22 protein-coding genes are annotated in these 26,277 nt (G+C 69.7%); 5 read left to right on the top strand and 17 right to left on the bottom strand.

The features are described 5' to 3' along the window. Positions 1-4 precede the first annotated feature (4 nt). Positions 5-295 (top strand): hypothetical protein, encoded by a 291-nt coding sequence (locus LH076_RS16795; protein ID WP_227781903.1) that lies wholly within the window; start codon positions 5-7, stop codon positions 293-295. After that, a complete protein-coding gene (locus LH076_RS16790; RefSeq protein ID WP_227781902.1) occupies positions 292-1,413 on the top strand; it encodes a hypothetical protein in 1,122 nt (373 codons plus the stop codon). The genes LH076_RS16795 and LH076_RS16790 overlap by 4 nt, the downstream gene beginning before the upstream one ends. Here LH076_RS16790 and LH076_RS16785 read toward each other — a convergent pair. The 8 genes from LH076_RS16785 to LH076_RS16750 all read right to left on the bottom strand — a co-directional run bounded on the left by LH076_RS16785 (position 1,394) and on the right by LH076_RS16750 (position 11,813). After that, positions 1,394-1,693 carry an MTH1187 family thiamine-binding protein gene (locus tag LH076_RS16785; protein WP_227781901.1) on the bottom strand — a complete coding sequence of 100 codons (300 nt, stop codon included), beginning with the start codon at positions 1,691-1,693 and terminating at the stop codon, positions 1,394-1,396. The two genes, LH076_RS16790 and LH076_RS16785, sit on opposite strands and share 20 nt — an antisense overlap. Before the next feature lie 11 nt (positions 1,694-1,704). Further along, a complete protein-coding gene (locus tag LH076_RS16780) occupies positions 1,705-3,093 on the bottom strand; it encodes a vWA domain-containing protein (RefSeq protein ID WP_227781900.1) in 1,389 nt (462 codons plus the stop codon). Positions 3,094-3,096: 3 nt separating this feature from the next. Next, a complete protein-coding gene (locus LH076_RS16775) occupies positions 3,097-3,987 on the bottom strand; it encodes an AAA family ATPase (protein WP_227781899.1) in 891 nt (296 codons plus the stop codon). 12 nt (positions 3,988-3,999) lie between these two features. Next, a complete protein-coding gene (locus LH076_RS16770) occupies positions 4,000-5,403 on the bottom strand; it encodes a sensor histidine kinase (protein WP_227781898.1) in 1,404 nt (467 codons plus the stop codon). After that, the gene (locus LH076_RS16765) at positions 5,400-6,104 is read right to left on the bottom strand and encodes a response regulator transcription factor (protein WP_227781897.1); all 705 of its coding nucleotides are present in this window, start codon (positions 6,102-6,104) and stop codon (positions 5,400-5,402) included. Before LH076_RS16765 ends, LH076_RS16770 begins: the two co-directional genes overlap by 4 nt. A 63-nt stretch (positions 6,105-6,167) precedes the next feature. Then, complete coding sequence (gene zwf, locus LH076_RS16760) at positions 6,168-7,655, bottom strand: glucose-6-phosphate dehydrogenase (RefSeq protein WP_227781896.1); 1,488 nt, start codon at positions 7,653-7,655, stop codon at positions 6,168-6,170. A gap of 72 nt (positions 7,656-7,727) precedes the next feature. Next, positions 7,728-9,689, bottom strand: coding sequence for an anthranilate synthase family protein (locus LH076_RS16755; protein ID WP_227781895.1), 1,962 nt, complete (start codon positions 9,687-9,689; stop codon positions 7,728-7,730). A 9-nt stretch (positions 9,690-9,698) separates the two neighbouring features. Continuing rightward, positions 9,699-11,813, bottom strand: coding sequence for an MMPL family transporter (locus tag LH076_RS16750; RefSeq protein WP_227781894.1), 2,115 nt, complete (start codon positions 11,811-11,813; stop codon positions 9,699-9,701). Positions 11,814-11,930: 117 nt separating this feature from the next. On the opposite strand from LH076_RS16750, the gene LH076_RS16745 reads away from it, so the two are divergent. After that, positions 11,931-12,824: a DMT family transporter gene (locus tag LH076_RS16745; protein ID WP_227781893.1), complete on the top strand. Its 894-nt coding sequence runs from the start codon at positions 11,931-11,933 to the stop codon at positions 12,822-12,824. A 32-nt stretch (positions 12,825-12,856) separates the two neighbouring features. Here the strand turns inward: LH076_RS16745 and LH076_RS16740 are convergent, their stop codons facing one another. Next, positions 12,857-13,861 (bottom strand): LacI family DNA-binding transcriptional regulator, encoded by a 1,005-nt coding sequence (locus LH076_RS16740; protein WP_227781892.1) that lies wholly within the window; start codon positions 13,859-13,861, stop codon positions 12,857-12,859. Between the two features lie 53 nt (positions 13,862-13,914). Beyond that, positions 13,915-16,113 (bottom strand): HelD family protein, encoded by a 2,199-nt coding sequence (locus LH076_RS16735; protein ID WP_227781891.1) that lies wholly within the window; start codon positions 16,111-16,113, stop codon positions 13,915-13,917. 615 nt (positions 16,114-16,728) lie between these two features. Here LH076_RS16735 and LH076_RS16730 point away from each other — a divergent pair. After that, a complete protein-coding gene (locus LH076_RS16730) occupies positions 16,729-18,012 on the top strand; it encodes an HNH endonuclease (RefSeq protein ID WP_227781890.1) in 1,284 nt (427 codons plus the stop codon). A 16-nt stretch (positions 18,013-18,028) separates the two neighbouring features. Here LH076_RS16730 and LH076_RS16725 read toward each other — a convergent pair whose 3' ends face one another. From LH076_RS16725 to LH076_RS16710, 4 genes are read right to left on the bottom strand one after another with little or no spacing between them, the layout of a single operon-like run. Then, positions 18,029-19,192: a YihY/virulence factor BrkB family protein gene (locus LH076_RS16725; protein ID WP_227781889.1), complete on the bottom strand. Its 1,164-nt coding sequence runs from the start codon at positions 19,190-19,192 to the stop codon at positions 18,029-18,031. A 50-nt stretch (positions 19,193-19,242) separates the two neighbouring features. Beyond that, positions 19,243-20,277 carry a 4-hydroxy-2-oxovalerate aldolase gene (gene dmpG, locus LH076_RS16720; RefSeq protein WP_227781888.1) on the bottom strand — a complete coding sequence of 345 codons (1,035 nt, stop codon included), beginning with the start codon at positions 20,275-20,277 and terminating at the stop codon, positions 19,243-19,245. Then, positions 20,277-21,251: an acetaldehyde dehydrogenase (acetylating) gene (locus LH076_RS16715; protein ID WP_227781887.1), complete on the bottom strand. Its 975-nt coding sequence runs from the start codon at positions 21,249-21,251 to the stop codon at positions 20,277-20,279. Before LH076_RS16715 ends, dmpG begins: the two co-directional genes overlap by 1 nt. Before the next feature lie 18 nt (positions 21,252-21,269). Next, positions 21,270-22,088 carry a 2-keto-4-pentenoate hydratase gene (locus LH076_RS16710; protein ID WP_227781886.1) on the bottom strand — a complete coding sequence of 273 codons (819 nt, stop codon included), beginning with the start codon at positions 22,086-22,088 and terminating at the stop codon, positions 21,270-21,272. 70 nt (positions 22,089-22,158) lie between these two features. Between LH076_RS16710 and LH076_RS16705 the strand changes: the two genes are divergently transcribed. Next, positions 22,159-22,923 carry an IclR family transcriptional regulator gene (locus tag LH076_RS16705; RefSeq protein WP_227781885.1) on the top strand — a complete coding sequence of 255 codons (765 nt, stop codon included), beginning with the start codon at positions 22,159-22,161 and terminating at the stop codon, positions 22,921-22,923. Positions 22,924-23,032: 109 nt separating this feature from the next. On the opposite strand, the gene LH076_RS16700 is transcribed toward LH076_RS16705, so the two are convergent. From LH076_RS16700 to LH076_RS16690, 3 genes are read right to left on the bottom strand one after another with little or no spacing between them, the layout of a single operon-like run. Next, positions 23,033-24,295, bottom strand: a complete 1,263-nt coding sequence (locus LH076_RS16700; protein WP_227781884.1) for an ABC transporter substrate-binding protein — start codon at positions 24,293-24,295, stop codon at positions 23,033-23,035. 22 nt (positions 24,296-24,317) lie between these two features. After that, complete coding sequence (locus LH076_RS16695) at positions 24,318-25,397, bottom strand: branched-chain amino acid ABC transporter permease (protein WP_227781883.1); 1,080 nt, start codon at positions 25,395-25,397, stop codon at positions 24,318-24,320. After that, the gene (locus LH076_RS16690; protein WP_227781882.1) at positions 25,390-26,277 is read right to left on the bottom strand and encodes a branched-chain amino acid ABC transporter permease; all 888 of its coding nucleotides are present in this window, start codon (positions 26,275-26,277) and stop codon (positions 25,390-25,392) included. The genes LH076_RS16695 and LH076_RS16690 overlap by 8 nt, the downstream gene beginning before the upstream one ends.

Genomic DNA, 26,277 nt, shown 5'->3' with positions numbered 1-26,277 from the left:
GGGCATGGATCACCACGTCTCCCACCTGCGCCGGCTTGCCGACGAGTGCCGGCAGGACGCCGAGCACCTGCAGCACCGCACCGCGCTGCTCAGCTGGCGCGGGCTGAGCGGCGCCGCCTTCCGCGAGGCTTCGGCCGAGCTCGTCCGCGAGCTCCACGCCATGGCGATCGCCCTCGACGTCGCGGCCGACGCCGTCCTCGTCCACAAGGTCGCCACCGCCGAGGTCAGCCTGGTCGCCGCGGTGGGCTCCTCGGTCGTCGACATCGCGGTGGGCGCGATCAGGAGCGCAGCATGACCGACGTCGGCCCCACTCCGACGCTGGAGATGGCGCACGCCGAGGCCATGAGCCTCGCGGGCGAGCTCGACGCCGTTGCCCTTCGGGCGGCGGGGCGGGCTGCTCGGGTCGGGTTGATCGTCGCCGAGGTCGCACCCACCCTGGCGGCCTCGCCGGCCACGGGTGCCGCCGCCGAAGCGGCGCTGGGTGTCGTCGGCGGCCTGGGCGTCACGAGCGGCCTCCATGCCGAGGCGGCGGCCCACGGCGTGCGCACGACGGTGCGCCTGATCAGCGGCGCCGACGTGGCGGCGGCCCGGTTGCACCCGCTGGTCGAGGCGGAGTTCGGGGTCGCAGGGACCGCGCTGGCGCTCACCCCGGCGGGAGCCGCAGCGCGCCTCCTGCTCACGGCTTACAGCGTCCGTCAACCCGGCTCCGCCGCGGTGCTCGCTCCGCCGACGCTGGCCACCACTGCTCCTCACAGTCTGGTCGACCTCCTCCGCACGCTCGACCAGGTCAACGAGGCGGGGCCGGTGATCGCGGTCCAGACGCTGACCGCACCTGACGGCCGCCGCAGGCACATCGTCTACCTCCGCGGGACCGACACGCTGTCGCCTCTGGACACCGCCAGCCAGCGGAACCTGCGCACCGACGCGTCGGTCCGGCTCGGCCGACCGACGAGCTACCAGGCCTCGATCGAGCGGGCCATGCGGGCGAGCGGCATCGCGGCCACGGAGCCGGTGCTGATCGTGGGCCACAGCCTCGGCGGCATGGAGGCCGCCGAGATCGCCCAGAGCCGGCGTTACCACGTGACCAACATCGTGACGGCAGGGTCGCCCGTGCAGGACCAGTCACTGCCGGCGTACACGCGCCTCATCTCGCTCGAGAACCACGGCGACGTGGTTCCGACGCTGGACGGTGACCCCGGCCGGGACCGACCGGGGAAGGTGACCGTGCGGTTCGACGACGGTCACGCCGCACCGTGGGCGGCGCACGGGCTCGACCACTACGTCCACGGTGCGCAGGCTGCCGAGGCCTCCCCGCAACCGGCCGTGAAGTCGGCCCTCGCCGACCTCGCCCCGTTCTACGGCGAGGCGGAGCTGGAGAGCCGGACCTGGACGCTCAGTCGAGCAGGCGAGTGACCCGCTCGACCTTCTCGGAGAGCTGGCCGGTGTAGCCGGGCCGGATGTCGGCCTTGAGCACCAGGCCGACGCGCGGGGAGACTGCCAGGACCGCGTCGGTCGCACGCCTCACCACGTCGAACACCTCGTCCCACTCGCCCTCGATCGTCGTGAACATCGAGGTGAGCTCCCATGGGAGCCCGGACTCCTTGACCACCCGTACGGCGGCCGCGACCGCTTCGGCGACGGAGCCGTCCTCGTCCGCGGCGGAGGTGGGCGAGACGGAGAAGGCGACGAGCATGGTGGTTCCTGTCAGGCGAGGTGGTGGACGAACTCGGTGAGCTGCTCGAGGTTGCGGCACTCGACCATCGGCACGATCCGGCCGTAGGGAGTCGCGGCGGAGTCCCCGACGTCCCACTGCATCTCGACCTCGGGGTTGAGCCACCAGCTGTGCCGGGCACGGTCGGCCAGCTCCCGCAGGGCGTCGAGGTGGAGGTCGGCGTAGTTGCTGCGGGCGTCGCCGAGGATGAGCAGCGCGCTCTTCGGGCCGACGGCGTCGGGGTACTTCTCGGCGAAGCGCTTGAAGGCCCGGCCGTAGTTGGTCCGCCCGACCGTCGCGGCGTAGTTGGCCTGCTTGGTGAGCTCCTCCATCGTGTCGACGAGGTCGGCGCCGGGCTGCATCGCGTCGGTCACCTCGACGATGTCGTCGACGAACATGAACGCCCGCACCTTGCTGAACTGCTCACGCAGCGCGATCACGAGCAGCAGCGTGAACGTGGCGAAGTGACTGACCGAGCCGGAGACGTCGCAGAGGACGACGAGCTCGTTGCGGTGCGGGCGCTTGGGCCGGTGACGCGTGTCGAGCGGCACGCCGCCGTACGACATCGACTCACGCATCGTGCGGCGGATGTCGAGCGGGCCGCGACGGCGGGCGTGCTTCTGCTTGGCCATCCGGGTCGCGAGCTTCCGAGCGAGCGGGTAGAGCTGGCGGCGCAGCTCCTCGACGTCGGCCTTGCGGGCGTGCAGGAAGTTGAGCTTCTCGATCGTCGGGCGGACGGTCACCTTGGCGATCTGGTCGGGGCCCTTCTCCTCGGCGATCCGCCGGCGGGCGTCGGCCTCGACCATCTGCTGGTACTCCCGGACGCGCCGACCTGCCGCCTCCCGCGCCTGCCCCTCGGGCCAGCCCTGCTGTTGCAGCGCCTCAGTGAGACGCCGCTCGATCTCCCCCGGGTCGAGCCGGCGAAGCGCGGTGTACGACGACCAGCTGGACATCCCGGGTCCGCGACCGGGCATCGAGCCGAACCGTCCGACGGCCTGCGTGGCGAGCTGGCGGTTCTGCTGGCGGTTCTCGGAGGCGAGGGAGTCGACGAGCTCCTGGCGGAACTGCTCCAGCGCCTCCTGGAGCTCCTCGGGCGCCAACGCCTCGGGAGGAACGCCGGATTCGGTGGTGAGCGACTGCCCGTTCGGCGGGGAGGAACCGACCATTCGGGGGAAGTAGAGCTCGAAGAGCTCCTCGAAGGTGGGCCGCTGGCTGGCGCGCTTGACCAGGGTGGCGGCGTACACGTCATGGACCTGGGAGCGCTCGCCCCAGCCGACGAGGCCGAGCGCCTGCACCGCGTCGAGGTCCTCGGAGAGGCTCACCGGCATCCCGGCGCCGCGGAGGGCCTCGAGGAAGGCGAGGTGCCTATCCAGAAGTGACATCGGTCAGTTCCACTGGGTGAGCTTGCGGTCGGGCTTGCCGAGCTTGAGCTCGCGGGCCGCGCGGGCGACGTCGGAGGAGTGCTTGAGCACCACGCCGAGGGTCTCGTCGATGACCTTGTCGTCGAGATTGGCGATGTGCAGCGCGATCAGCGTGCGCGCCCAGTCGATCGACTCTGCGATGCTCGGGGACTTCTTCAGCTCGAGGTCGCGGAGGCGCGCGACGACCTGCACCAGCTGGGTCGCGACCTTGTCCGGCAGGCCGGGAACGCGGGCGGTGATGATCGCCTTCTCCCGGTCGGCGTCGGGATAGTCGATGTGGAGGTAGAGGCATCGCCGCTTCACGGCCTCCGAGAGCTCGCGGGACGCGTTGGAGGTGAGGAGCACAAAGGGACGACGTACGGCGGCGATGGTGCCCAGCTCGGGGATGGTGACCTGGAAGTCGGAGAGGACTTCGAGGAGAAGCCCTTCGACCTCCACGTCGGTCTTGTCGACCTCGTCGATCAGCAGGACGGTGGGCTCCTCGCGCCGGATGGCGGTGAGGAGCGGGCGGGTGAGGAGGAACTCGTCGCTGAAGATGTTGTCGTGCGTCTCGTCCCATCCCTCGCCGTCGGCGGAGGCCTGGATGCGGAGGAGCTGCTTCTTGTAGTTCCACTCGTAGAGCGCGCGGGCCTCGTCGAGCCCCTCGTAGCACTGCAGTCGGACGAGCTCCGCACCCGTGGCCGTCGCGACGGCCTTGGCCAGCTCGGTCTTGCCGACACCGGCAGGGCCCTCGACGAGCACCGGCTTCTCCAGCGCACCGGCCAGATAGGCGATCAGGGCGATGGCGTCGCTCGCCAGGTAGCCCGTCGCGCGGAGGCGATCAGCTGCGTCGGTCGGGGAGGCGAACCACGTCATCCCCCCATCCTGTCAGGCTGGCGCACCTGCCGGAACCGGTGAGGGAGCACCGGGAATGCGCAGCGTCACCCGCGCGCCGCCCTCCGGGTTGCGACCGGCGGAGACCGTGCCGCTGTGCCGGTCGGCCGTCTGCTTGACGATCGAGAGGCCGAGGCCGGAGCCCGGCATCGCTCGGGACTCGGCGCTGCGGTAGAAGCGGTCGAAGACGTGCGGAAGGTCCTCGTCGGCGATGCCCGGGCCTTCGTCGTCGACCGTGACCGTGCCTCCGGAGAGGGTGACGTGGACGGTGCTGTCGGGCGGCGAGAACTTGGCCGCGTTGTCGAGCAGGTTGGTGATCGCGCGCTCCAGGCCGGCAGCCTCGCCGACGACCCACCACGGCTCGGCACGGACGTCGAAGAGGACGCTCGGCGCGCGCAGCCGGACCCGTGAGACGGCATGGTCGAGGAGCACATGCAGCTCGACCGGTCCGACCGCGGACTGCTGCTCCTCCTCACGGGCCAGCGCGACGAGGTCACCGATGAGGTTGGTGAGCTCCTCCATCTGCGCCCGTACGTCGCCCAGCAGCTCCTCTCGCTGCTGTGGGTCGAGCGCGAGGTCGGCCTGGGTGAGCAGGTCGATGTTGGTCCGCATGGAGGTGAGCGGTGTGCGCAGCTCGTGGCCGGCGTCGGCGATGAGCTGGCGCTGCCGGTCGCGGGAGGCGGCGAGCGCCACCAGGAGGCCGTTGAAGGCTGCGGCCAGTCGGGCGATCTCGTCGACGCCCTCGACCTCGAGAGGGGTGAGGTCCTCGGTCCGGGCGATCTCCTCGACGTCGGTCGTGAGCCTCCTGACGGGTCGCAGGCCGCCGCTCGCCACGGCCCATCCGGCCAGTCCGGCACCGACGATGCCGGCGATGCCGAGGAGGAGCATCAAGATGCCGAGCTTGTGCAGCACCCGCTCCTGGGGCGCCAGGGACTGCGCGATGACGAGTGCGGCACCCCGCTCGAGGGGGACGGCCACGACGCGGTACGCCGTGCCGTCGGCGGAGATGGTGCGCAGCGAGCGCTGCGACTGGCCCTGCGCGACGGCCCGCTCGGGCGCGCCGAGCTCGGGGTAGGCGCTGCTGTTGTCCATGTCGGGTCGTGAGAAGGTCCGGCCGTCGTTGCTCATGACACCGACCCGCACGTCGCCGGCGCCGATCACCCAGTTGGGGATCAGGAGCCGGCCAGCGGGGTCCACGTAACTCTGCGACGCGATCTGAGCCCGTTGCATCAGCGATTCGTCGGCGGCCGACCGGACCTGATCGCGGACCGCGAAGTAGCAGACCGCCGCGAAGACAGTCACGACCAAGGCGACCGCCATGGTCGTCAACAGAGTGACCCGGGAGGCCAGGGAACGACGATGGAGGCGCTCGGAGATGGCCGTCCCGAAGCCGCTCATGACTCCTTCAGGACGTAGCCCACGCCGCGAACGGTGTGGATCAGGCGCGTCTCGCCCTCGGCCTCGGTCTTGCGCCGGAGGTAGCCGACGTAGACCTCGAGGGAGTTCGCGGTGGTCGGGAAGTCATAGCCCCAGACCTCCTCGAGGATGAAGCTGCGGTCGAGGACGCGGCGCGGCCGGCGCAGGAACATCTCGAGCAGGGTGAACTCGGTCCGGGTCAGCTCGATCGCACGGCCCGCCCGGCGTACCTCGCGGGTCGTGGTGTTCATCGAGAGGTCCGCGAAGGCCAAGACCTCCTCCTCCTCGCCCTCCTCGACCGGCACGGCGCGACGGAGCAGGGCACGCAGGCGGGCGAGCAGCTCCGGCAGGGCGAACGGCTTCGTGAGGTAGTCGTCGGCGCCGGCGTCGAGGCCGTCGACCCGGTCGCCGACGGCGTCGAGGGCGGTGAGCACGATGATGGGTACGTCGTTGCCGGCTGCCCGGAGCGCCTTCGTCGCCTCGACTCCGTTGAGCCTCGGCATCATCACGTCCATCACGACGACGTCGGGCTTGGCGGCTCCGATGACGGCCAGGGCCTCCGCTCCGTCCTCGGCCAGCGCGACGTCGTACCCGTTGAACTCGAGGGAGCGACGGAGGGACTCACGCACGGCCTTGTCATCGTCGACGACGAGGGCGCGGGGCTTCGGGGCGGCTGAACTCACACTGAAAGACTGCCATGCACGACTGAATCGCGGCTGAAAGAGCGCTGGACGAACCCGAAGGGATCAGCGGGTGACCTTCGTGGTGCCCTTCTCACGCCATGCGCGCTCAAAGGGGAGCCGCCAGGTGTGGGGGGCGATGAGCTGGTGGATGGCGTTGGGCCCCCACGAGCCGGGGGCGTAGAGCCGCACGGGAGGGGGGTTGTCGAGCAGCGGCTGAGAGATCTCCCAGAGCGTCTCGATGCCGTCAGCCGTGGTGAAGAGGGTGTGGTCGCCACGCATGGCGTCGAAGATGAGCCGCTCATACGCCTCGAGCACGCCACTCGCCGAGGTGGTGTCCTCGGTGGCGAACTGCATCGAGAGCTTCTCGAGCTTCATGCCGGTGCCGGGTCGCTTGCCGTAGAACGACAGCGACAGCTTCGATTGGTCGGCCAGGTCGAAGGTGAGGTGGTCCGGGCCCGCCGTACCGGCGTTGGACCCGGCCGGAAACATGGTGAGCGGGGGCTCCTTGAACGCGATCGAGATGATGCGCGCACCCTCGGCCATCTTCTTGCCGGTGCGGAGGAAGAACGGCACGCCGCTCCAGCGCCAGTTGTCGATGATGACCTTGAGCGCGATGAAGGTCTCGGTGTCGGAGTCGTCCGCGACCTCCTCCTTGCCGCGGTAGCCGGTGTACTGGCCGCGCACGACGTTGTTCGTCGGGTCGAGCGGCTGGATCGAGCGGAAGACCTTGTTCTTCTCGTCCGAGATCGGGCCCGGAGCCAGCGACGTCGGCGGCTCCATCGCGACGAACGCGAGGATCTGCATCAGGTGCGTGACGACCATGTCGCGGTAGGCACCGGTCGACTCGTAGAACGCCGTGCGCCCCTCGAGACCGAGCGTCTCGGGCACGTCGATCTGAATGTGGTCGATGAAGTTGCGGTTCCAGATCGGCTCGAAGAGACCATTGGCGAAGCGGAAGGCGAGGATGTTCTGCGCCGCCTCCTTGCCGAGGAAGTGGTCGATGCGGAAGATCTGCTCCTCGTCGAAGACCTCGTGCACGGCCGCGTTGAGCGCCTTCGCACTCTTGAGGTCAGTGCCGAACGGCTTCTCCATGATGATGCGGGCCTTGGTGACGAGGCCTGCCTCCTGGAGCTCCTTGATCACGACCAGCGCCGCCTTGGGTGGCACGGAGAAGTAGTGCAGGAGGCGTACGCCGTCGATCTTGACACCCGAGGACGCCGCGAGCGCCTTGCGCTTCTGCTCGACGACCGTCTTGAGCGCCTTGGCACCCTGCGTCGTCGGGATGTAGGAGAGCATCGACTCGAAGGGCGCCCAGCGGGCGTCGGTGATCTCCCCCTTGCCGAACTCCTCGCACGCCTGACGGGCCAGCTTGAGGAACGCGTCGTTGTCCAGGTCGTCGAGCGAGGTGCCGATGATCTGGGCGCTGGTCAGGAGTCCCGCCTCGTGCAGGCGGAGGAGGCCGGGCAGCAGCTTGCGGCGGGCGAGATCACCCGTCGCGCCGAAGAGCACGATGACGTGGGGAGCCACAGATTCGTCAGGCGTCGTGACCATGCACACCACGCTACTGGATGGGTCTTGGATCGTTCCAGAGGACTGGGCGGTCGACTTGGTGGTCCGCGCCGTTCAGTCGAGGAGGAGGGTGCTGACGAGGTCGTGGAGGAGGTCGAAGCCGCGCTCGGTCAGGATCGACTCGGCGTGGAACTGGATGCCCTGGAAGTGCCGGCCGTGGATCGCGTGGATGTCGCCGGTCTCCGGGTCGGCGTCCACGGTGACGCCCTCGGGGAGCGTCGCGCCCTCGGGGCCGACGGTGACGCGGCCGACGAAAGTGTTGTAGAAGCCGACACGCTCGGTGCGGGTGCGGCCGTGATCGGTGAACGGCACGGCGGACTGGGTGCCCTGGAAGACGATGTCCTTGACGCCGAGCGAGAGCCCGAGGGTGTGGCAGAGGGCCTGGTGGCCGAGGCAGACGCTGAGGAACGGTCGCTCCTGCTCCATCAGGTAGGCCACGGCGGCACGGAGCTGGCCCATCTTCGGGTCGGCGTCGTCGCGCGGGTCGCCGGGGCCGGGCCCGACGATGACGAGGTCGGCTCCGTCGAACCGCTCCGGCGCGTAGTCCTCGTGGCGCACCACGGCCGACGTCATGCCGAAGACGCCGAGGATGTGGCGGATCATCTTCACGAAGTCGTCCTCGCCGTCAAGGATCACGACGTGCTTTCCGGCCAGGCGCGGGTCGGGGTCCTCGCCGGCCTGGTCGGTGAGCCAGAACTGGCTCAGGCGACGGTTCCGGCGGTTGAGCTCGAGCAGGACGTCCTCGTCGGCGACCACTTCCGCGACGCCCAGCTGGCTCGCGGGCGCCGCCGGGGCGACGAGACCGAAGGCGCCGAGGATGCCGGCGGCCTTGGCGTGCGTCTCTGCCACCTCGTACGCCGGATCGCTGTCCCTGACGAGGGTGGCGCCCGCACTGACCTTGAGGTGGCCGTCGATCGAGACGTCGGCGGTACGCAGGGTGATCGGGCTGTCCAGCACGGGCGCGCCGGACGTGTCGCGGCCGAAGATCGCCAGCGCGGCGGCGTAGTAGCCGCGACCCTCCGGCTCGTACTCCTTGATCAGGCGACAGGCGTTCTCGACGGGCGAACCGGTGACGGTGGCGGCGTACATCGTGTCGCGGAGGACCTCGCGCGGGTCCTTGCTGCTGCGACCGGCCAGCAGGTACTCGGTGTGGATCAGGCGCGACATCGGCTTGAGGAAGGGGCCGAGCACCTGGCCGCCCTCGTTGCAGATCTCGCACATCATCTTGAGCTCCTCGTCCACGACCATGTAGAGCTCGTAGATCTCCTTCTCGTCCTTGAGGAACTCGAGGAGCTGGGGCTTGAGCGCGGCCGCGGCCTCTTCCGCGGTCGTCGCGTCACCTCCGGAGGGGAGCCGGAAGGTGCCCGAGATCGGGTTCATCCGTACGTCGCCGCCGTACATGCTCACGTGCCGCTCGGGCGTGGCGCCGATGAGGTAGCGGTCACCGGTGAAGAAGCAGAACGTCCAGTAGGCGCCGCGCTCGCGCTCGAGCAGGCGGCGGAAGACGGTCAGCGCCTTGGCGGCGTCCCAGTCCGCGATCACGGCGCGGAAGTGGCGGCCGATGACAAGGTTGGCGCCCTCACCCTGGCCGATCTCGTCGTCGATGATCTGCTCGACGATCTTCTCGTAGGACGCGTCGTCGATGGTGAAGCCGCCGCGGTCGGCGAACTCGAAGTCGGTGTCGGGCAGGGCCTCGAGCACGTCGGCGACGGAGAGCTCGAACTCGGTCTCGATGTCGACGACGACCAACGGCGTGCCGTCGTCGTGGGCCTCGAAGCCGCGCTCGGTCACCTGCCGGAACGGCACCGCGACCAACCGGTCCGCGACGTGACCGTCGGCCGGTACTCCGGTCTCGAGCGGGATGTCCATGATCGACTCGACCACGGACCGGGTCCCGCCGAGGGCGCCGACGGTCTCCCGCTCCCCCGCCCGCGTCGAGCGCCGGATGAGGGCCCACGCCTCGTGCGCCTGGATCGCCTCGATGGCTTCCTGGGCGGAGACGGCGCTCTGGTTCATGGGAGAACCCTAACGAGGCGTCGCCACCGAGTTTCTGTCGAGGCGGGAGGGCCACCAGATCCGCGAGCCGAGGTCGAGGTTGAGCGCCGTGACCAACACCGAGCGCACCACCATCGTGTCGAGCATGACGCCCAGTGCGACTGCGATGCCCAGCTCCGCGAGGAAGACCAGCGGGATGCTGCCCAGGACGGCGAACGTCGCGGCGAGGACGAGCCCGGCCGAGGTGATCACCCCGCCGGTCGAGGAGAGCGCGACGAGAGCCGCCTCACGGGTGCCCCGTGCCGGGGTCTCCTCACGCACCCGCGTCATGAGGAAGATGTTGTAGTCGATCCCGAGCGCCACGAGGAAGACGAAGACGAAGAGCGGGAAGGAGTTGTCCGAGCCGGGGAACCCGAGCGCCTTGAAGATCAGCGCGGACAGTCCCAGGGCCGTGCCGTACGAGAGCACGACAGTGAGGATCAAGAGCAACGGCGCGAACAGGGCGCGCAGCAGCACTATCAGGATGACCATGACGACCAGCAGGACCACGGGGATGATCACGGCGTTGTCGTGACTGGAGGCCTCCGCCGTGTCGAGGTAGAGCGCCGCCGATCCACCGACCAGCGCCTCCGCACCAGTGACGTGGTGCACCGCGGTCCGGACCGCGCGGACCTGGTCCGCCGCCTTGTCCCCCGCGGGGTCGATGCCTTGGGCGATCTCGAGGTACTTCACACCACCCTGGGCTGGAACCTGGTCGTTCACCGCGCCGATGCCGGGAACGGTCCTGATCGCGTCGACCACCGCGGCCGAGCCCGAGTCGTCGGCGACGACCTGGATCGGCGTCGAGGTGTCGGCGAGACCGTGGTCGACCAGCGCCCGTGTGCCGAGCACGGAGTCGAAGTCCTTCGTGTACTGCTCCTCGCTGGGGATGTTGCCGGTCGACAGGGCGAAGAGGCCGAGGCAGCAGGCGGCAAGGACCAGGCTCGTGCCGATCCAGACCGCGCGCGGGCGCGGCCTGATCCTCATCCCCACCCGGGCCCACAGCCCGCGGGCCGTCGTCTCCTCGGAGCCGAAGGTCGGGCGCGCCGGCCAGAAGACCCAGCGACCACAGATCACCAGCAGCGCCGGCAGCAGCGTGAGCATGACGACGAGGGTCGTCGCCACGCCGACGGCAGCGACCGGACCGAGACCAGCGGTCGAGTTCATCTCGGCGAAGAGCAGGCAGAGCATGCCGATAGCCACGGTCGCGGCACTGGCCACGATGGCGGGAGCCGCCCGGTGCAGGGCGAAGGCCATCGCCTCGTGACGGTCCTCGTGCCGTCGCAGCTCCTCGCGATAGCGGGCAACGAGGAGGAGCGCATAGTCGGTGCCGGCCCCGATGACGAGGACCGACAGGATCGCCTGCGACTGGCCGTTGACCGTGAGGTCGGCGTACTTGGCCAGCAGGTAGACGATGGCCTCCGCGGTGAAGAGGGCGAAGACCGCGGACAGGATCGGCAGCACCCAGAGGACCGGGCTGCGATAGGTGAAGAGCAGGATCACGATCACCACACCGAGCGTCGCGAACAGCAGCGCGCCGTCGATCCCCGCGAACGCGTCGGCGGCGTCCGCGGCCTGCCCACCGGCGCCAGCGAGGTAGGTGTGGCCGCCGTCGGGGAGGGTCGCGATCCGGTTGAGCTTGTCGGTGATCGGCGGCAGTGCGTTCCAGCCGTCGCTGCCCACGTTGAAGGTGACGATCGACTGGGCCACCTCGCCGTCGGCCGACACCAGGCCGAGCTTCTGGCCCGTGGCAAGGTCCGGCGCGGTGATGACAGCGGGGCCACTCGACGGCACCACGACACCCGTGAGCTTCGCGATCTCCGTCGCCTGCTCGGCCATCGCGGCGAAGTCCGCCGGAGTCAGGCCGCCCTTGCGCTCGTAGACCACGATCGTCGGGATGTCGTCGACGTCCTGGAACGGCGCCAGCTTGGCGAGCGCCTTGGTCGACTCGGCGGAGGACGGCAGCCAGCTCGACGCCTCGTTGTTCTGGACGTCGGCCAGCTTCCCGGCGAGACCGGAGGCGCCGACGATGACGAGGATCCACAACACCAGGACGACCCACTTCGAGATCCGCCCGGTGAGCCTCCCGGCGATGGCGATGTGCATGGGCCTACCTCACCACGGCCGCTGAGGCTGCGCATCGGGGTTCGCCTCGGGGTGATCCCCGAGTGCCAAAATTTTTACCAGCGCTGTGTCGGCCGGCCGCCACTAGAGTCACCGCCCGTGCGGATCGGACTCCTGCAGGTCGCCCTCGCCGGGGTCCTGTGGGGCACCGGCGGGCTGGTCGTGCAGCTCATCCGACGTGACGACCCCATCTCGCCTTTGGTGCTGTCGTCGGAGCGGATGCTGATCGGCACGGTGGCGATGCTGGTCGTGCTGGCGCTGGGTCGAACGCTCGGCGATCTCCGTGAGCTGTGGCGTCGGCATCCCGTCGCGGTCTGGGTCGTCGGTGGCTCGACCGGCGCCTATCAGGCGCTCTACTTCGTCGCCGTCACGCAGGTCGGCGTCGCCGTCTCCACGATGGTGTCGCTCGGCATCGCGCCTGTCCTGCTCGCCTCCCTCGAGTCCGTACGCCGACGGGCGCTCCCGTCGCGCCCGATGCTCGTCACGCTCGTCGTCGCCCTGGCTGGCCTCGCGCTCGTGTGTCTGACCGGTAGCGACTCAGCTGGGCCGCACCCCGTGCTGGGTGTCGTGCTGTCGATCGTGTCGGGGACGACGTACGCCATCACAACGGCGGTCGGGCAGAGGATCGCCGGCGGCGTCAGACCGACCGTGCTGGCGACCGGATCGACGCTCGCCGGGGCGGTCGTGCTCGCGCCCCTGCTCCTCGTCGGACTCGGCGACAGTCCGGTCTGGCCCACGTCGGCGGGTGTGGCCGCGTGGCTGCTCTATCTCGGTGTCGCGACGATGGGGCTGGCCTATCTGGCGCTCTACGCCGGCCTGCGCACCGTGCCGGCGGCCATCGCCACGCTCGCGAGCCTGCTCGAGCCTGTCACCGCCGCGTTCCTCGCCGCGCTCGTGCTCGACGAGCGCCTCACCGCCCTCGGCATCGTCGGCTGTGTCCTCGTCCTCGCCGCCGTCGCCGGTCTGGCCGTCGAGGAGCCTCCGGGGTTGTGAACGCCCAGCCACGCCAGAGCGTGGCGAGACACTCACAACCCTGCCGTGGAGGCGCGGAGGTGCAGGCCGCCGTCGATCAGGGTGAGGTCGGGAAGAGGGGCGCCGGCCTCGAGGTGGTCGATGAGAGCACTCGCGCAGGCGGCGCCGAGCTCGCGGGGGTTGAGATCGATCGCGGTGACCGCGGTCGACAGGTGCGAGAGCAGCTCGGCTTCGATCAGGCAGGCGACCTGGACGTCGCTGCCGAGGGCGACGCCCCGCTCCCGCAGGGAGGACACCACGGCGAGCGCAGCGTGCTCGGTCGGCACGATCACGAGATCGGCGTCGGGGCGGACCGTCATGAGCTGGGACATGAGCTCGCGCTCGTCCTCCTCGAAGCCGGTGAGGAAGGCGATCGGCACGTGGACAGGCTCGATGTCGTGGGAGAGACACCAGTCGACGTACGCACTCCGGACGATCGCGCCCCAACCGGAGTTGGCGTCGGGCACGACGAGCAGCGGGCGCCGCACGCCCGTCGTGAAGCAGTGGTCCAGGAGCCGGTGGAGCACCGCCACGTGGTCGATCCGGATCACCGGCGCGCTGGCCATGCCCTCGGGGAACTGCTCGGCGGCGACGATCGGGACGCCGGAGTCGAGCAGCTCGCGGGCACGGATGTCATCGGCGATCGGGTCGGCGATGAGGATGCCGTCGACCTGCGGCTGGCTGGGGCGCGGCTTGTCGGGATGGGCCGAGAGGAACATCAGGTCGTAGTCGCGCTCCTTCGCCACGAGCATCACGCCGCCGACGAAGTCCCTCACGTACTGCGTGGCGAACGAGTCCGCCCCGGCGAGCTGATGCAGCCCGATGGAGTAGGTGCGTCCGGTGCGCAGCCCGCGCGCCAGCGCGTTGGGGCGATAGCCCAGCTGCGCCGCCGCCTCCCGTACGCCGGCACGCGTCTGCTCCGCCATCCGTCCGCGTCCCGAGAGCGCCTCGGAGGCCGTCGAGCGGGAGACTCCCGCCGCCTTCGCGACGTCCGCAAGGGTCACCCGTCGCGTCGTCATGCGCGTCACCGTACGCCGAGAGCGTTTCGCTCAGGTCACAATCACGCGTTGGATCAGCTGATGGTCGTCAGCAGCTGCGTCGCACGGGTGAGGACGACGTAGAGCGTCGCGCGACCGGTGGCGGACTCGTCCTCGATCTCCTGTGGGCGTACGACGACGATGGCATCGAACTCGAGGCCCTTGGTGTCGAGGCCGGTCAGCACGACCACCCGGTCGTCACCCGACGGCGTCGCCGAGGCATCCGCAGCCGACGCACGGGCACTCGGCGCATCCGGAGCCAGCTCGGGCCAGGAGGCCAGCCAGTTGTTGACCTCCGAGCGACGCGCGACCGGCACGACGATGCCGACCGTGCCTGCGACCTCGCCGGCAAGCCGCACGACCTCGGCCCGCGTGGCGGCCTCGAGATCGGCCACCTCCTCGAGCACACGGGGAGCGACACCGGTCGAGCGAACGGCGGTCGGGAGATCGGCGTCGAGGCCCACGCGCTGGGCGTAGGCGGCGGCGAACTCGTAGATCTCCGAGCTGTTGCGGTAGTTCGTGTCGAGGTGGAAGGAGTGGATCTCCTTGCCCTCCAGCGCCTCGGCCCGTGCGGCCTCGGCCTCGGCGGGAACCGGCCACGAGGACTGCGCCGGGTCGCCGACGATCGTCCACGACGCCGTCCGGCCCCGGCGGCCGACCATGCGCCACTGCATCGGCGTGAGGTCCTGCGCCTCGTCGATCAGGACGTGGGCGTAGGGATCGTCCTCGATCCGGTTGGTCGGTGCCTTCCACGCACGCGTCGTCGAGAAGTCCCGGTCGGACGCGGTGAGGAGCTCCTGCACGTTGATGCCCAGCTCGGGGTCGATGTCGCGCTCGTCCTCCGGCCGCTCGGGCACGTCGCCGAGCGAGTAACGCAGCTCGTCGAGCAGCGGGACGTCCTGCACGCTGAGCGACGCGCCGTCGCCCCACGACTTGAGCAGCAGCCGCTGGTCCTCGGCCGACAGCACGCCGTCGGAGACCCGGGTGAGGAAGTCGGGCTCGCGCAGCCAGCCGAGCACGGTCACCGCGTCGAGCGGCGGCCACCAGGCGTTGGCGAAGTCCAGGAAGCGGTCGTCGCCGACCAGGTCGTCCTCGAACGCCTCGCGCCCGCGCTCACGGCCACGCTCGGAGCGGACCTGCCGCCAGAGCGCGTCGAGGAGAGTCTGTGCGACGCGCGGTAGCTGCCGGTTGCGGCGGCCCTGACCCATCAGCTGACGGCGCAGCTCGCTGAGCCGGCGCGCGTCGAGGGTGAGTACGTCGTCGCGGTAGAAGATCCGGAACTCGCGCGGCGCACCCGGCACGGCCTGACGGGCGGTTCGTCGCAGGACCTCCGCCATCCGGGCCGCACCCTTCACCGCGGCCACGGACGGGTCGTCGTGGCGGGACGCCTTGATCCCGTCGACGACCTCGCCGAGGCTGCGGAGCGCCACGGCGGTCTCGCCGAGGGAGGGAAGCACGCGGGCGATGTAGTTCATGAAGACGCCGGACGGGCCGACGATCAGGACGCCGCCGGACTCGTAGCGACGGCGGTCGGTGTAGAGCAGGTAGGCGGCGCGGTGCAGCGCGACGACGGTCTTGCCGACGCCGGGACCGCCGGAGATCGAGACGACGCCCTTGCCAGGTGCGCGGATCGCCTTGTCCTGCTCGGCCTGGATGGTCGCGACGATGGAGTGCATGGTGCGGTCGCGGGCGCGGGAGAGCTGGGCGATCAGGGCGCCCTCACCCATGATCGGGAGCTCCTCCTCGCGCCCGACGTAGGCCTCGGCATCGAGGAGCTCGTCCTCGACGCCGATGACGTCGCGCCCCTTCGAGCGGAGCACCCGTCGGCGTACGACGCCGTGGGGCTCGGCCGCGGTGGCCTGGTAGAAGACGGCGGCGGCGGGGGCACGCCAGTCGATCAGCAGGGAGTCGCGGTTGTCGTCACGCAGGCCGATCCGGCCGATGTAGCGCGGCTGGTCGTCGAGCTCCTTGTCGAGGTCGAGACGGCCGAAGACGAGCCCTTCGTGAGCGGCATCGAGCTGGGCGATCCGCTTGGCCGCCTGGAAGAGCATCGCGTCGCGCTCGACGAGGCCACCCTCGTGGCCGAGGCCGCCGCGGGCGTGGCCCTCCTTGGCGATCTCCTGGGCGTTGCGAGCCGAGGTCTCGAGCTGCACGTAGACCCGGTCGACGAAGGCCTGCTCGGTCGCCACCTCGCGTGCCGCAACGTCGGTGTTGGTGTTGTCCTGGTCGTTCAAGACGGCTCTCTCGTCCCCACATCCTCACGCCGGAAGGGTCACCGACGAGCGATCAACTCTACCTCCCGGGAGGGGTCGATGTGGTGAGGCGTCGGTCACCGGTCGAGACGGTAGGTCAAGATCGTGACACGGCTACCTTTGCCCTTCGCCATGACGGTCACGGTCTCAGGAGCGTCGTGCGGCATGACCACCCGGCGAAGTTCGACTGTGCGCCTTCGGTGCCGTTCTCGAAGTCACTGCCGAGCGGGCCTTCTGTTGTCGCCACGGCGATGCTCGTGGTGTGGCGGTCGCCGACCAGCCCACGAGCATGGGAACGTCGCTGGCCGGCAGCGTGGTCGTGAAGGAGTTGTCGCTCCCGTCGGATTCGGACTCTGCCCGCTCCACGAGCGCCCACTCCTGGCGTCGAAGTCGACGCTCCCCTCGCGTCCAGCGCCCTGCGCGGCCCCGGCCATGGTGGTCATGCTGCCTCAGACGCGCTGGGCTCCGCAGATGGCTGCCCGGAGATGCGCCCAGCAGCTTCTTTCACGACTGGGGCGATCGGGTACTTGCGCCTTCTTGGTCTTGCTGATAGGATCGGCGAAATCACTAGCAACCACGCCGACCTCGGGAGAAGCGATGGCAGACACCCCCACCACGGACGACATCCGCGGCTTCGTGATGTCCATCGCCGGCCCGATCGACGGCGACCTGGACAGCATCTGCGCCGAGCTCGGTGAGCTTGAAACGTTGAAGCACCAGATCGAAGCCCGACAGGCCCGCCTCGCCCTCCAGGTCGACCGCCTCCTGCGTGAGCGGGCCGCCGTGCAGGGTGTCCCGGCCTCACGGCAGGGCAAAGGTGTCGCTGAGCTGGTGGCTCGGTCCCGTCGGATCTCCCCGGCCCGCGGCCGCACTGTCGTCGCCCTGGCGAAGCAACTCCGGTCCCTGCCACAGACCTTTCAGTCGTTCTGTGCCGGGGATTTCTCCGAGCACCAAGCCCTCGTGGTCGCCCACGAGGCTGCGATCCTCGAAGGCCACGACGTCTCGGCGTTCGACCAACGGTTCGCCGCCACACCGGGGTTGAAGGAGCTGGGCACCCGGAAGATCGCCCACCGCGCCCAGACCATCGCGCTCGCCCTCGACGAGGAGGCCGTCGTGCGTCGACGGGACAAGGCTGTCGAGAACCGACACATCACCGCCATCCCCACCGACCGGGGCGACGGGATGGGGTGGCTCAAAGCACTCATGCCCATCGAGCAGCTCGCGGCTGTCAAGGACAGTCTTGGTGCTGCTGCGGACACCGCGATCGCGCTCGGGGTCGACGCCACCCGGAGCCAGGTCATGGTCGACACCCTCGTCGCCCGCCTCACCGGCGCCGGCAGCGGAGCGGAGACGGTCGCCCTCGAGCAGCCGGCCCACCCCGTCACGATCAACCTCCTCATGACCGCCGAAGCCCTCCTCGACAACGACCACACCCAGCCCGCCCTGCTCGCCGGACACGAGCCGATCCCCACCGCGCTGGCGAAGCGACTGATCCAGACCGCGGTCCTCGATGTGCAGAAGGTCGAGCTCCGTCGCCTCTTCACCGCCCCCGAGACCGGTGAGCTCGTCGGGATGGAGTCCAAGACGCGTCTCTTCCCCCAAGCCCTGGCCCAGTTCATCCGACTCCGCGACCAGCTCTGCCGCACACCCGGCTGCGGCGCAAGGATCGGCCACATCGACCACATCACCGACTGGGCCTCAGGCGGTCAGACCTCAGCAGCCAATGCCCAGGGCTACTGCCGCCAATGCAACTGGGCCAAACAGGTCATCGGCAACCAGCACAGTGACCCACCGCCCCTGCGAACACAGCCAGAGCCCGACGTACGACCACGCCACCACCTCGTCGTGGCCTACGACACCGACCTCACCCTCGCCGCCTGAACCCGCCTGACGCGCCTCAGAACTCGTCGTCGTCGACCTGCGGCTGCTCGTGCGGCCCGACCGGAGGCGGCGAGCTCGGTGGCCGGAGCCGCGGGAGTGCGCGGGTGCCCTCGGGACCGACGATGAACGGGTCGGCGCGCTCGGCCCGACGGCGACGACCGGGCTTCCGCGCCCAACTTGGGTCCATCACGATCTCGTGGGTGTCGCCGTCGCGGCCGTCGAAGCTCACCGCGACGGTCTGGAATCCCTTGTGCCGGTTCATCAGGGCGTACGACGCGTAGGCCCGTCGGTCGGCATCGGTGAGGTCCACCGCGTCGGTGAAGGGCGTCAGCAGCGCGCGCGGCCACAGGTGCCGGACGATCACGACGTTGACCTCGATCGACAGCACGCCCATGACGGCCGCGATGTAGATGAAGCCGATCAGCCCGAGAACCGTCGCGAACGTCTGGTTCATGCCCGAGGCGCTCTTGATGACGTTGTTGACGTAGAAGGCGCCGCCCCACTGCAGCATCTGCCAGAGCACAGCCATGGTGAAGGCACCGGGCGCGGCGCTGCGGAGCGGGTGGTCGCGGGCGGTGCCGAGGCGGAAGAGGATCGTCAGCATCGTGCCGACCAGCAGCGTCGTGGCGATGACGATCAGCCAGCGCAGTCCGCTGTCGATCTGGTCACCGAAGACCTGGGTGTTGGCGCCGATCGTCGAGAACACCGAGATCGCCACGACGGCGAGGCCCGCGGTCGCCAGGAAGATCAGGCTCCGCAGTCGGAGGAGGAAGGGGTTCGGTCGGCTGTTACGGGGCACCGACCACGCCGTGTTGAGCGTGTTCTGGATGGCCTGACCCAGGCCCATCGCGCCGTAGACCGCGGCGAGCGAACCCGCGACCACACCGCCCGTGGAGCCCTGGATCGACTCGGGCCGGCCGAGCTGGTCGCCGATGATCGGGAACTGCGAGAGCGCCGAATTGAGCAGCTCCTTCTGCAGCTCAGGGTTGCCCTGCAGGAAGAAGCCGAGGATCGAGGTGCCGAGCAGCATCAGCGGGAAGATCGCGATGAAGGCGTAGTAGGTGACGACCGCCGCGAGGTAGTTGCCCTGGTCGTCGAAGAACTTGTAGATCACGCCGAGCGGAAAGCCCACGGGCGGGAACCGCCTCTGCCCCCGATCGAGTGACCCCACGACGCCCACGGGCGCAACCCTAATGGGGTTGCGCCCGTGGACCGCGTTACGCGGAGTGTTCAGGCCGGCTGGGGCTCGGAGGCCTCGCGCTCGGCGATGATGTTGAGGGCGATGTCGATGATCATGTCCTCCTGGCCACCGACGAGGCGGCGACGGCCACACTCCATGAGGATGTCGCGTACGTCGACGCCGTACTGCTCCGAGGCACGCTCGGCGTGACGCAGGAAGCTCGAGTAGACACCGCCGTAGCCGAGCGTGAGGGTTTCGCGGTCGACCCGGACGGGACGGTCCTGGAGCGGGCGGACGATGTCGTCGGCGGCGTCCTGCAGCTTGAAGAGGTCGCAGCCGTGCTTGAAGTCGCTGAGGTTGGCGACGGCGATGAACGGCTCGATCGGGCAGTTGCCCGCACCGGCACCGTGACCCGCGAGCGAGGCGTCGACACGGTAGACGCCGTTCTCGACGGCGACGACGGAGTTGGCCACCGAGAGCGAGAGGTTCTCGTGGGCGTGGATGCCGATCTCGGTCTGCGGGTCGAGGACCTCGCGGTAGGCCCGCACGCGGGCGGCGACGTCGTTCATCGTGAGGCGGCCGCCGGAGTCGGTGACGTAGACACAGTGGGCGCCGTAGGACTCCATCAGCTTCGCCTGCTGCGCGAGCTTCTCGGGCTCGTTCATGTGGCTGAGCATCAGGAAGCCGGAGACGTCCATGCCGAGCTCCCGCGCGGCCTGGATGTGCTGCGCCGACACGTCGGCCTCGGTGCAGTGCGTCGCGATGCGGACGCTGCGGACGCCGAGGTCGTAGGCATGCTTGAGCTCGTGGATGGTGCCGACACCGGGAAGGAGGAGCGTGGTGAGGCGTGCGGTCTTGATGACGCTCGCCGCCGCCTCGATCCACTCCCAGTCGGTGTTGGAGCCGGGGCCGTAGTTGACCGAGCCGCCGGCGAGGCCGTCACCGTGCGCGACCTCGATCGCGTCGACACCGGCGTCGTCGAGGGCGGCGACGATGCGCTTCACGTCCCCGGGCGTGATGCGGTGACGGACGGCGTGCATGCCGTCGCGGAGGGTGACGTCCTGGACGAAGATCGGGGTGGACATCAGAGGCCTGCCTTCTCGGTTGCGTTCTTTGCTGCGATGCGCTCGGCGACCTGCAGGCCGGCCGAGGTCATGATGTCGAGGTTGCCGGCGTACGCCGGGAGGTAGTGCGCGGCGCCCTCGACCTCGAGGAAGACCGACACCTGGTGGGTGGGGCGCCCGGACGACGCAGAGCCGTCGGCCAGAAGAGTTTCAACCGGCTGGTCCTCCGGGATCGGGAAGATCTGGACCTGCTGCTTGAGCCGGTAGCCGGGGACGTACGCCGACACGTCGGCGACCATCTTGTCGACGCTCGCACGGATCTGGGCCTGCGTGTCCTCGTCAGGCGCGGTGACCAGCGCGAAGACGGTGTCGCGCATGATCAGCGGCGGCTCGGCCGGGTTGAGGATGATGATCGCCTTGCCGCGCTTGGCGCCGCCGACCTCGACGATGGCCGAGCTCGTGGTCTCGGTGAACTCGTCGATGTTGGCGCGGGTGCCGGGGCCGGCGGACTTCGAGGCGATGGAGGCGACGATCTCGGCGTACTCGACCGGGACGACACGGCTGATCGCGGCGACGATCGGGATGGTGGCCTGGCCGCCGCACGTGACCATGTTGACGTTCTGCGCATCCAGGTGGTCGTCGATGTTGACCGCCGGGATGACGTACGGGCCGATGGCCGCAGGCGTCAGGTCGATCATGATCTTGCCGAGCGGCTGGAGCTTGGCGGCGTTGGCCTTGTGTGCGCCGGCGCTGGTGGCGTCGAAGACGATCTCGATCTCGTCGAAGTTCGGGAGGTTGATCAGGCCGTCGACGCCCTCGTGGGTCGTCGCGAAGCCGAAGCGGGCGGCGCGGGCGAGGCCGTCGGACTCGGGGTCGATGCCGACCATGGCTCCCATCTCGAGGTTCTGGCTGGTGCGCATCACCTTGATCATCAGGTCGGTGCCGATGTTGCCCGACCCGATGATGGCGACCTTGGTCTTTCCACTGTCAGTCATGGGGTTTCCTTACCTGCGTTATTCGCTGAAGACGGCCGAGACGGTGCCCAGGCCGGAGATGGTGACGTCCACGCGGGCGCCGGGGGTGATGGGGGCCATCGGACCGAGGGCGCCGGAGAGGAGCACCTGCCCTGCCCGGAGCGGCTCGCCGAAGTCGCGGGCGTAGCGGGCGAGCCAGGCGACCGCGTTGACCGGGTCGCCGAGGCAGGCAGCGCCGCTGCCGGTCGAGACCTGGACTCCGTCGATCTCCATGGACATGGAGACGTCGACGGGGGTGAACTCCTCGAGCGTCTTCCGCTCGGTGCCGAGGACGTAGACGCCGGATGAGGCGTTGTCGGCGACGGTGTCGCCGAAGCTGATGTCCCAGTCGGCGACGCGGCTGCCGCAGACCTCGATGGCGGCCACGCCGTAGTCGATCGCGCCCTTCACCTGGTCGTAGTCCAGCTCGCCGTCGGCGAGGTCGGCCCTCAGCACGAACGCGACCTCGGCCTCGGCCTTGGGCTGGAGCACCTTGGCGAACGGGATGGTGTCGCCGTCGGTGAAGGCCATGTCGTCGGTGAGCCAGCCGAAGTCGGGGGTGTCGACGCCGATCTGCTTCTGCACCGCCTCGGAGGTGAGGCCGATCTTGCGACCGACCACCACCCGGCCGGTGGCGACCGCGAGCTCGAGGTTGAGGTTCTGGACGGCGTACGCCGCCTGGATGTCGTCACGGCCGATCAGGTCGCGCACGGGGCCGGTGGCCACGCCGGTCTCGGCAGCGGTGCGGAGTCGCTCAGCGGCCGTGGCGATGACGTCGGCGCTGACGCCGGTCGCAGTGGTCGCGGTGTCGTTGGTCATGGCACCACTGTGCGCCTCGCTCTGTGGCGTGGGCCACGCGAGCGTTCCACTGAGCGGTACGCTGTTTCTCGTGACCCTGGACTCGACCGGCGCCCTGGACACGGTGCTCGGCAAGGCGGTCGCCCTCCTGCGCGCCTTCACCGCCGATGACCGGGTGCTGCCGCTCGCCGAGCTCGTCCGGCGCACCGGCCTGCCCAAGGGCACCGTCCACCGCGTCGCCGGTGACCTCGTCGAACACCGACTGCTCGACCGGACCGACCGCGGTTACCGGCTCTCGGGCGGTCTCTTCGAGCTCGGCCTGCGGGCCTCCTCCGAGCGGACGCTGCTCGAGCTGGCGATGCCCTTCCTCCAGGACCTCTACGAGCGCACCCACGAGACCGTCCATCTCGGCATCCGGGAGGGCACCGAGGTCGTCTACGTCGCCAAGATCGGCGGCCACCGTCAGGCGAAGACGCCCTCACGGACCGGTGGTCGGATGCCCATGCACTGCACGGCGATCGGCAAGGTGCTGCTCGCCCACGCCGACCCCGAGCTGCAGGCCGACGTGCTCGCCGGCCCCCTGGAGAGGCGTACGCCGCGCACGATCGTCGCGCCGGGCGTGCTCCGTCGGCAGCTCACCCGGATCGTCGAGACCGGCGTCTCCTACGAGCGCGAGGAATCCACCCCCGGACTGCTCTGCGTCGCCGCCCCGGTCTTCGAGACCGACGGGCGGACTCCTCTGGCGGCGATCTCGGTCACGGGGCCGGTCGGGCGGTTCCGGCCCGAAGCGCATGAGACGGCCGTGCGGGCAGCGGCGACGGCGCTTGCCTCCACCCTGGGCCGTCGACGGCGCTGACTACGCCCCGACCGTCATGGGCGCCAAGCAGCAGCGGACGCCGCCGGGCCGGAAATGACGGTGGCCACGGCACGCGCGTCGCGTGCCGTGGCCACCAGCCGTGGAGGGATCAGGGCTTGTAACCCTGCTGGAGGTCGGAGGCGAAGAAGTCCTTGACCTGCTCAAGGCCGCCGTCCTCCTTGGAGGGCTTGAGGATCAGGCTCTGCGTGGAGGCCGGCTTGCTCGGGTCGGTGAGGTCGAGCGTGGGGGTGACCTCCGTGTCGACGCCGCTGAGCTTGCGCAGGTGCTCGGTGACCGATTGGCGGGTCAGGTCGCCGTCGGCGCAGGCGGCCTTGATCGCCTCGCCAAGGACCTGACCGTTGGCGTAGCCGATGAGGGCGTGCTGGGTCGGGGAGCTGCCCTCGGCGACACCCGCAAAGGCCGAGTCGACCGTCTTCTGCACGTCGGTGTCACCCACGAACGGGCGCAGTGAGGTGACGACGAGGAGGTTCTTCATGACCTCGTCGGCGGCCGGGCTGGAGAGGAGCGACGGGTCGTACGACGGCGCGTTGACCAGCACCGGCAGCTCGCCGAGGCCGAGGCTCGGCGCCTGGGTTGCCACCATCGCGGTCTGCTTGGGGCCGGTGGAGACGAGGATCGCCTTGACGTGGGCTGCCTTGAGGGCAGCCATCTCGGCGCTGATGTCGGTGGCCGTCGAGGCGACCTTCTTCCCGACGTACTTCAGGCCGAGCTGGCTCGCGGCGTACTCTGCGCCGGCGGCGGCGTTCTCGCCGAAGTCGCCGGCCATGTAGATCTGGCCGATCGTGTCGCCGGACGTGAGCTTGCCCTGGCCGACGAGGTACTGCAGGCCGTTGATCTCGTCGAGGTCGTAGGGCGTGCCCGCGACGGCGACCTCGGGCGTGCCGAGATAACCGCGGCTCCAGCCGTTGGCCATCACCGGCATGTGGTCGGCCTCGATCTGCGGCAGCAGCGACGAGATGACGGGCGAGCCGAGCAGCTGGACGATGCCCAGAACGTTGCTCTTCATCGAGGCGTACTCGGTGTTGGCCAGCTGGGTGTCCATCTTCTGGTCCTGGGCGACGAGCTTGATCTGGCGCCCACAGATCCCGCCTGACTTGTTGACCTGGTCGGCCCAGATCTGGTTGCCGGCGTACACCGTCTTGGCCAGTGGGCCGTAGACGACGCTGAAGTCGCTCAGCACGCCGAGGGTGATCGTGTCCTTCGTGACGCCGAAGTCCGTCTTGACCGAGTCAGCGCCGGAGCCGGACGCGGAGCCCGAGTCCGAGTCCGACGCGCGGGTGCCACACGCCGAGAGCGACGCGAGGCCGACGACCGCCATCGAGGCTGCGGCGATTCGGAGGGTGTGCTTCATTGCTACCTCTTCTTGTTGGGGATTAGACCGCGACGCGGGAACGTGCACGGAAGAAGCTGGCCACGCCGTCCGGGCGGCCGATGATGACCGCCACGACGACGACGCCATAGACGATCTGGGCGACGACGCCCGGGGTGTAGCCGTTCGAGCCGGGCGAGGCGAGGAACGGCAGTTGGTCACTGAACTTGTTGAGCAGCAACGGCAGTGAGGTGACGAACGCGGCGCCGAAGACCGCGCCGCCCACCGAGCCCAGGCCACCGATGACCACCATCGCGAGGTAGGACATCGAGACGACGAGGTCGAAGTTGCCCGAGCCGATGAAGTTCGACGCGAGGGCGAACAGGACCCCACCGAGGCCGGCGAAGGCCGAGGACAGGATGAACGCGGTGGCCTTGGCGTGCTGGACGCTGATGCCCATCGCGGCCGCTGCGGCCTCGTTGTCGCGCACCAGTTTGAGCGCGCGGCCGGGGCGCGAGCGCAGGATGCGGGCGGCGGCCACGATGGTGAGGACGAGGAGCAGCAGCGAGACGTACCACAGCCGCTCGGTGCCGCCGAAGGGCACGCCGAGCACGGTAAGGGAGTGGCGGGGGTTCGACCCGCTGAGCTCGAAGCCGCCGACCGTGAGCGGCTCGACCGAGCGGCCGTTGACGCCGCCGGTGAACTTCGTGGCGTCCTGCATGACCCACTGGGCGAGGAACACCAGGCCGATCGTGCACACGCCGAGGTAGAAGCCGCGCAGTCGCGCGGCGACCGGCGAGAATGCGAGGCCCGCGAGGCCCGCGACAATCACGGCGAGTACGGCGGCGAGCAGCGGCGACAGGCCGACGCCGGTGTAGCCCTTGCCGCCTGTGGGGCCCGAAAGGAAGGCGTAGGCGTAGGCGCCGACCGCCATGAACGCGGCGTGGGCCAATGAGAGCTGACCGGCCGACCCGCTCAGCACGGTGAGGCCGATCGCGGCGACGGCCGCCGCCATCGAGAAGATCCCGATGATCGTCCAGGACTGGTCGAAGTAGAGCGGGATCGCGGCCATGACGACGATCACGACAACGGCCGCGACCGGCTTCGCGAAGCGGAACGCAGTGAGGCTCGTGCGCTCAGACACGGGCGACCTCCTTGGAGCCGAAGAGACCGTAGGGCTTCACGAGGAGCACGACGACCATGAGGATGTAGGGCGTCACCGAGCCGATGTCGGAGCCGAGGAACGCGTAGTGGCTCTCGTAGCCGGTGACGAGCCCCTGGACGAGGCCGACGATGAGGCCGCCGAGAACGGCACCCTCGGAGGAGTCGAGGCCGCCGATGACGACCGCCGGGATGGCGCTGAACGCCGCGAGGTGGGAGGTGTAGTCGAGCCCTGGGTTGGGCGAGGCGGCGAGAAAGACACCGGCCACGACGGCGAGTGCCCCACCGATCACCCAAGCGGCCGAGGCGACCCGGCGCTCGCTGATGCCGAGCAGCTCCGCGGTCACAGGGTCGGCCGAGGCGGCCCGCATGGCCGCGCCCCAAGGGGTCGCCCGGAAGGCCCAGAAGAAGATGCCGACGAGGACGAGCGTGACGATGATCGCCCAGCCGCGGGCCTCGGGAATCCCCACGCCGCCGAGGTGCCAGACGCGGTCGCCCCACGGGTCGCGCGTGGTCAGGAAGTCAGAGCCGATCCGCCGGGTGAGCTCGCTGATGAGGATCACCTGCACGCCCATCGTGAGGATCGTCATCGTCAGATGGCTGCTTCCCCGGGCGGCCAGAGTGAGCAGCCAGATCACGACGGCGGCGACAGCGCCGACAACGAGACCGACGACGACGGCGAGCAAGAAACCGACGTGCGGCGCACCCTTCGCGGCGACGTAGATACCCAGCAGCATCACGGTGCCCTGGGCGAGGTTGAAGACCTTCGTGCCCTGGAAGATCGTGACGATTCCCAGCGCGATGAGGGCGTAGACCGCGCCGAGCGAGACGCCGAGCAGGAGCTGTTGTGCGAAGAGCTGCAT

The organism is Nocardioides sp. Kera G14, assembly GCF_020715565.1.
Lineage (GTDB): Bacteria > Actinomycetota > Actinomycetes > Propionibacteriales > Nocardioidaceae > Nocardioides.
This window is presented reverse-complemented; position numbering and strand designations above follow the sequence as displayed.

What these genes read in the sequence shown, in the direction of transcription:
- LH076_RS16775 (WP_227781899.1), bottom strand. Translation starts at nt 3,987, where the DNA reads ATGACGTGGTTCGCCTCCCCGACCGACGCAGCTGATCGCCTCCGCGCG.
- LH076_RS16785 (WP_227781901.1), bottom strand. Translation starts at nt 1,693, where the DNA reads ATGCTCGTCGCCTTCTCCGTCTCGCCCACCTCCGCCGCGGACGAGGAC.
- LH076_RS16755 (WP_227781895.1), bottom strand. Translation starts at nt 9,689, where the DNA reads ATGAACCAGAGCGCCGTCTCCGCCCAGGAAGCCATCGAGGCGATCCAG.
- LH076_RS16780 (WP_227781900.1), bottom strand. Translation starts at nt 3,093, where the DNA reads ATGTCACTTCTGGATAGGCACCTCGCCTTCCTCGAGGCCCTCCGCGGC.
- dmpG (WP_227781888.1), bottom strand. Translation starts at nt 20,277, where the DNA reads ATGTCCACCCCGATCTTCGTCCAGGACGTCACCCTCCGCGACGGCATG.
- zwf (WP_227781896.1), bottom strand. Translation starts at nt 7,655, where the DNA reads ATGGTCACGACGCCTGACGAATCTGTGGCTCCCCACGTCATCGTGCTC.
- LH076_RS16715 (WP_227781887.1), bottom strand. Translation starts at nt 21,251, where the DNA reads ATGACTGACAGTGGAAAGACCAAGGTCGCCATCATCGGGTCGGGCAAC.
- LH076_RS16770 (WP_227781898.1), bottom strand. Translation starts at nt 5,403, where the DNA reads ATGAGCGGCTTCGGGACGGCCATCTCCGAGCGCCTCCATCGTCGTTCC.
- LH076_RS16730 (WP_227781890.1), top strand. Translation starts at nt 16,729, where the DNA reads ATGGCAGACACCCCCACCACGGACGACATCCGCGGCTTCGTGATGTCC.
- LH076_RS16740 (WP_227781892.1), bottom strand. Translation starts at nt 13,861, where the DNA reads ATGACGACGCGACGGGTGACCCTTGCGGACGTCGCGAAGGCGGCGGGA.
- LH076_RS16790 (WP_227781902.1), top strand. Translation starts at nt 292, where the DNA reads ATGACCGACGTCGGCCCCACTCCGACGCTGGAGATGGCGCACGCCGAG.
- LH076_RS16750 (WP_227781894.1), bottom strand. Translation starts at nt 11,813, where the DNA reads ATGCACATCGCCATCGCCGGGAGGCTCACCGGGCGGATCTCGAAGTGG.
- LH076_RS16690 (WP_227781882.1), bottom strand. Translation starts at nt 26,277, where the DNA reads ATGCAGCTCTTCGCACAACAGCTCCTGCTCGGCGTCTCGCTCGGCGCG.
- LH076_RS16710 (WP_227781886.1), bottom strand. Translation starts at nt 22,088, where the DNA reads ATGACCAACGACACCGCGACCACTGCGACCGGCGTCAGCGCCGACGTC.
- LH076_RS16795 (WP_227781903.1), top strand. Translation starts at nt 5, where the DNA reads ATGGATCACCACGTCTCCCACCTGCGCCGGCTTGCCGACGAGTGCCGG.
- LH076_RS16700 (WP_227781884.1), bottom strand. Translation starts at nt 24,295, where the DNA reads ATGAAGCACACCCTCCGAATCGCCGCAGCCTCGATGGCGGTCGTCGGC.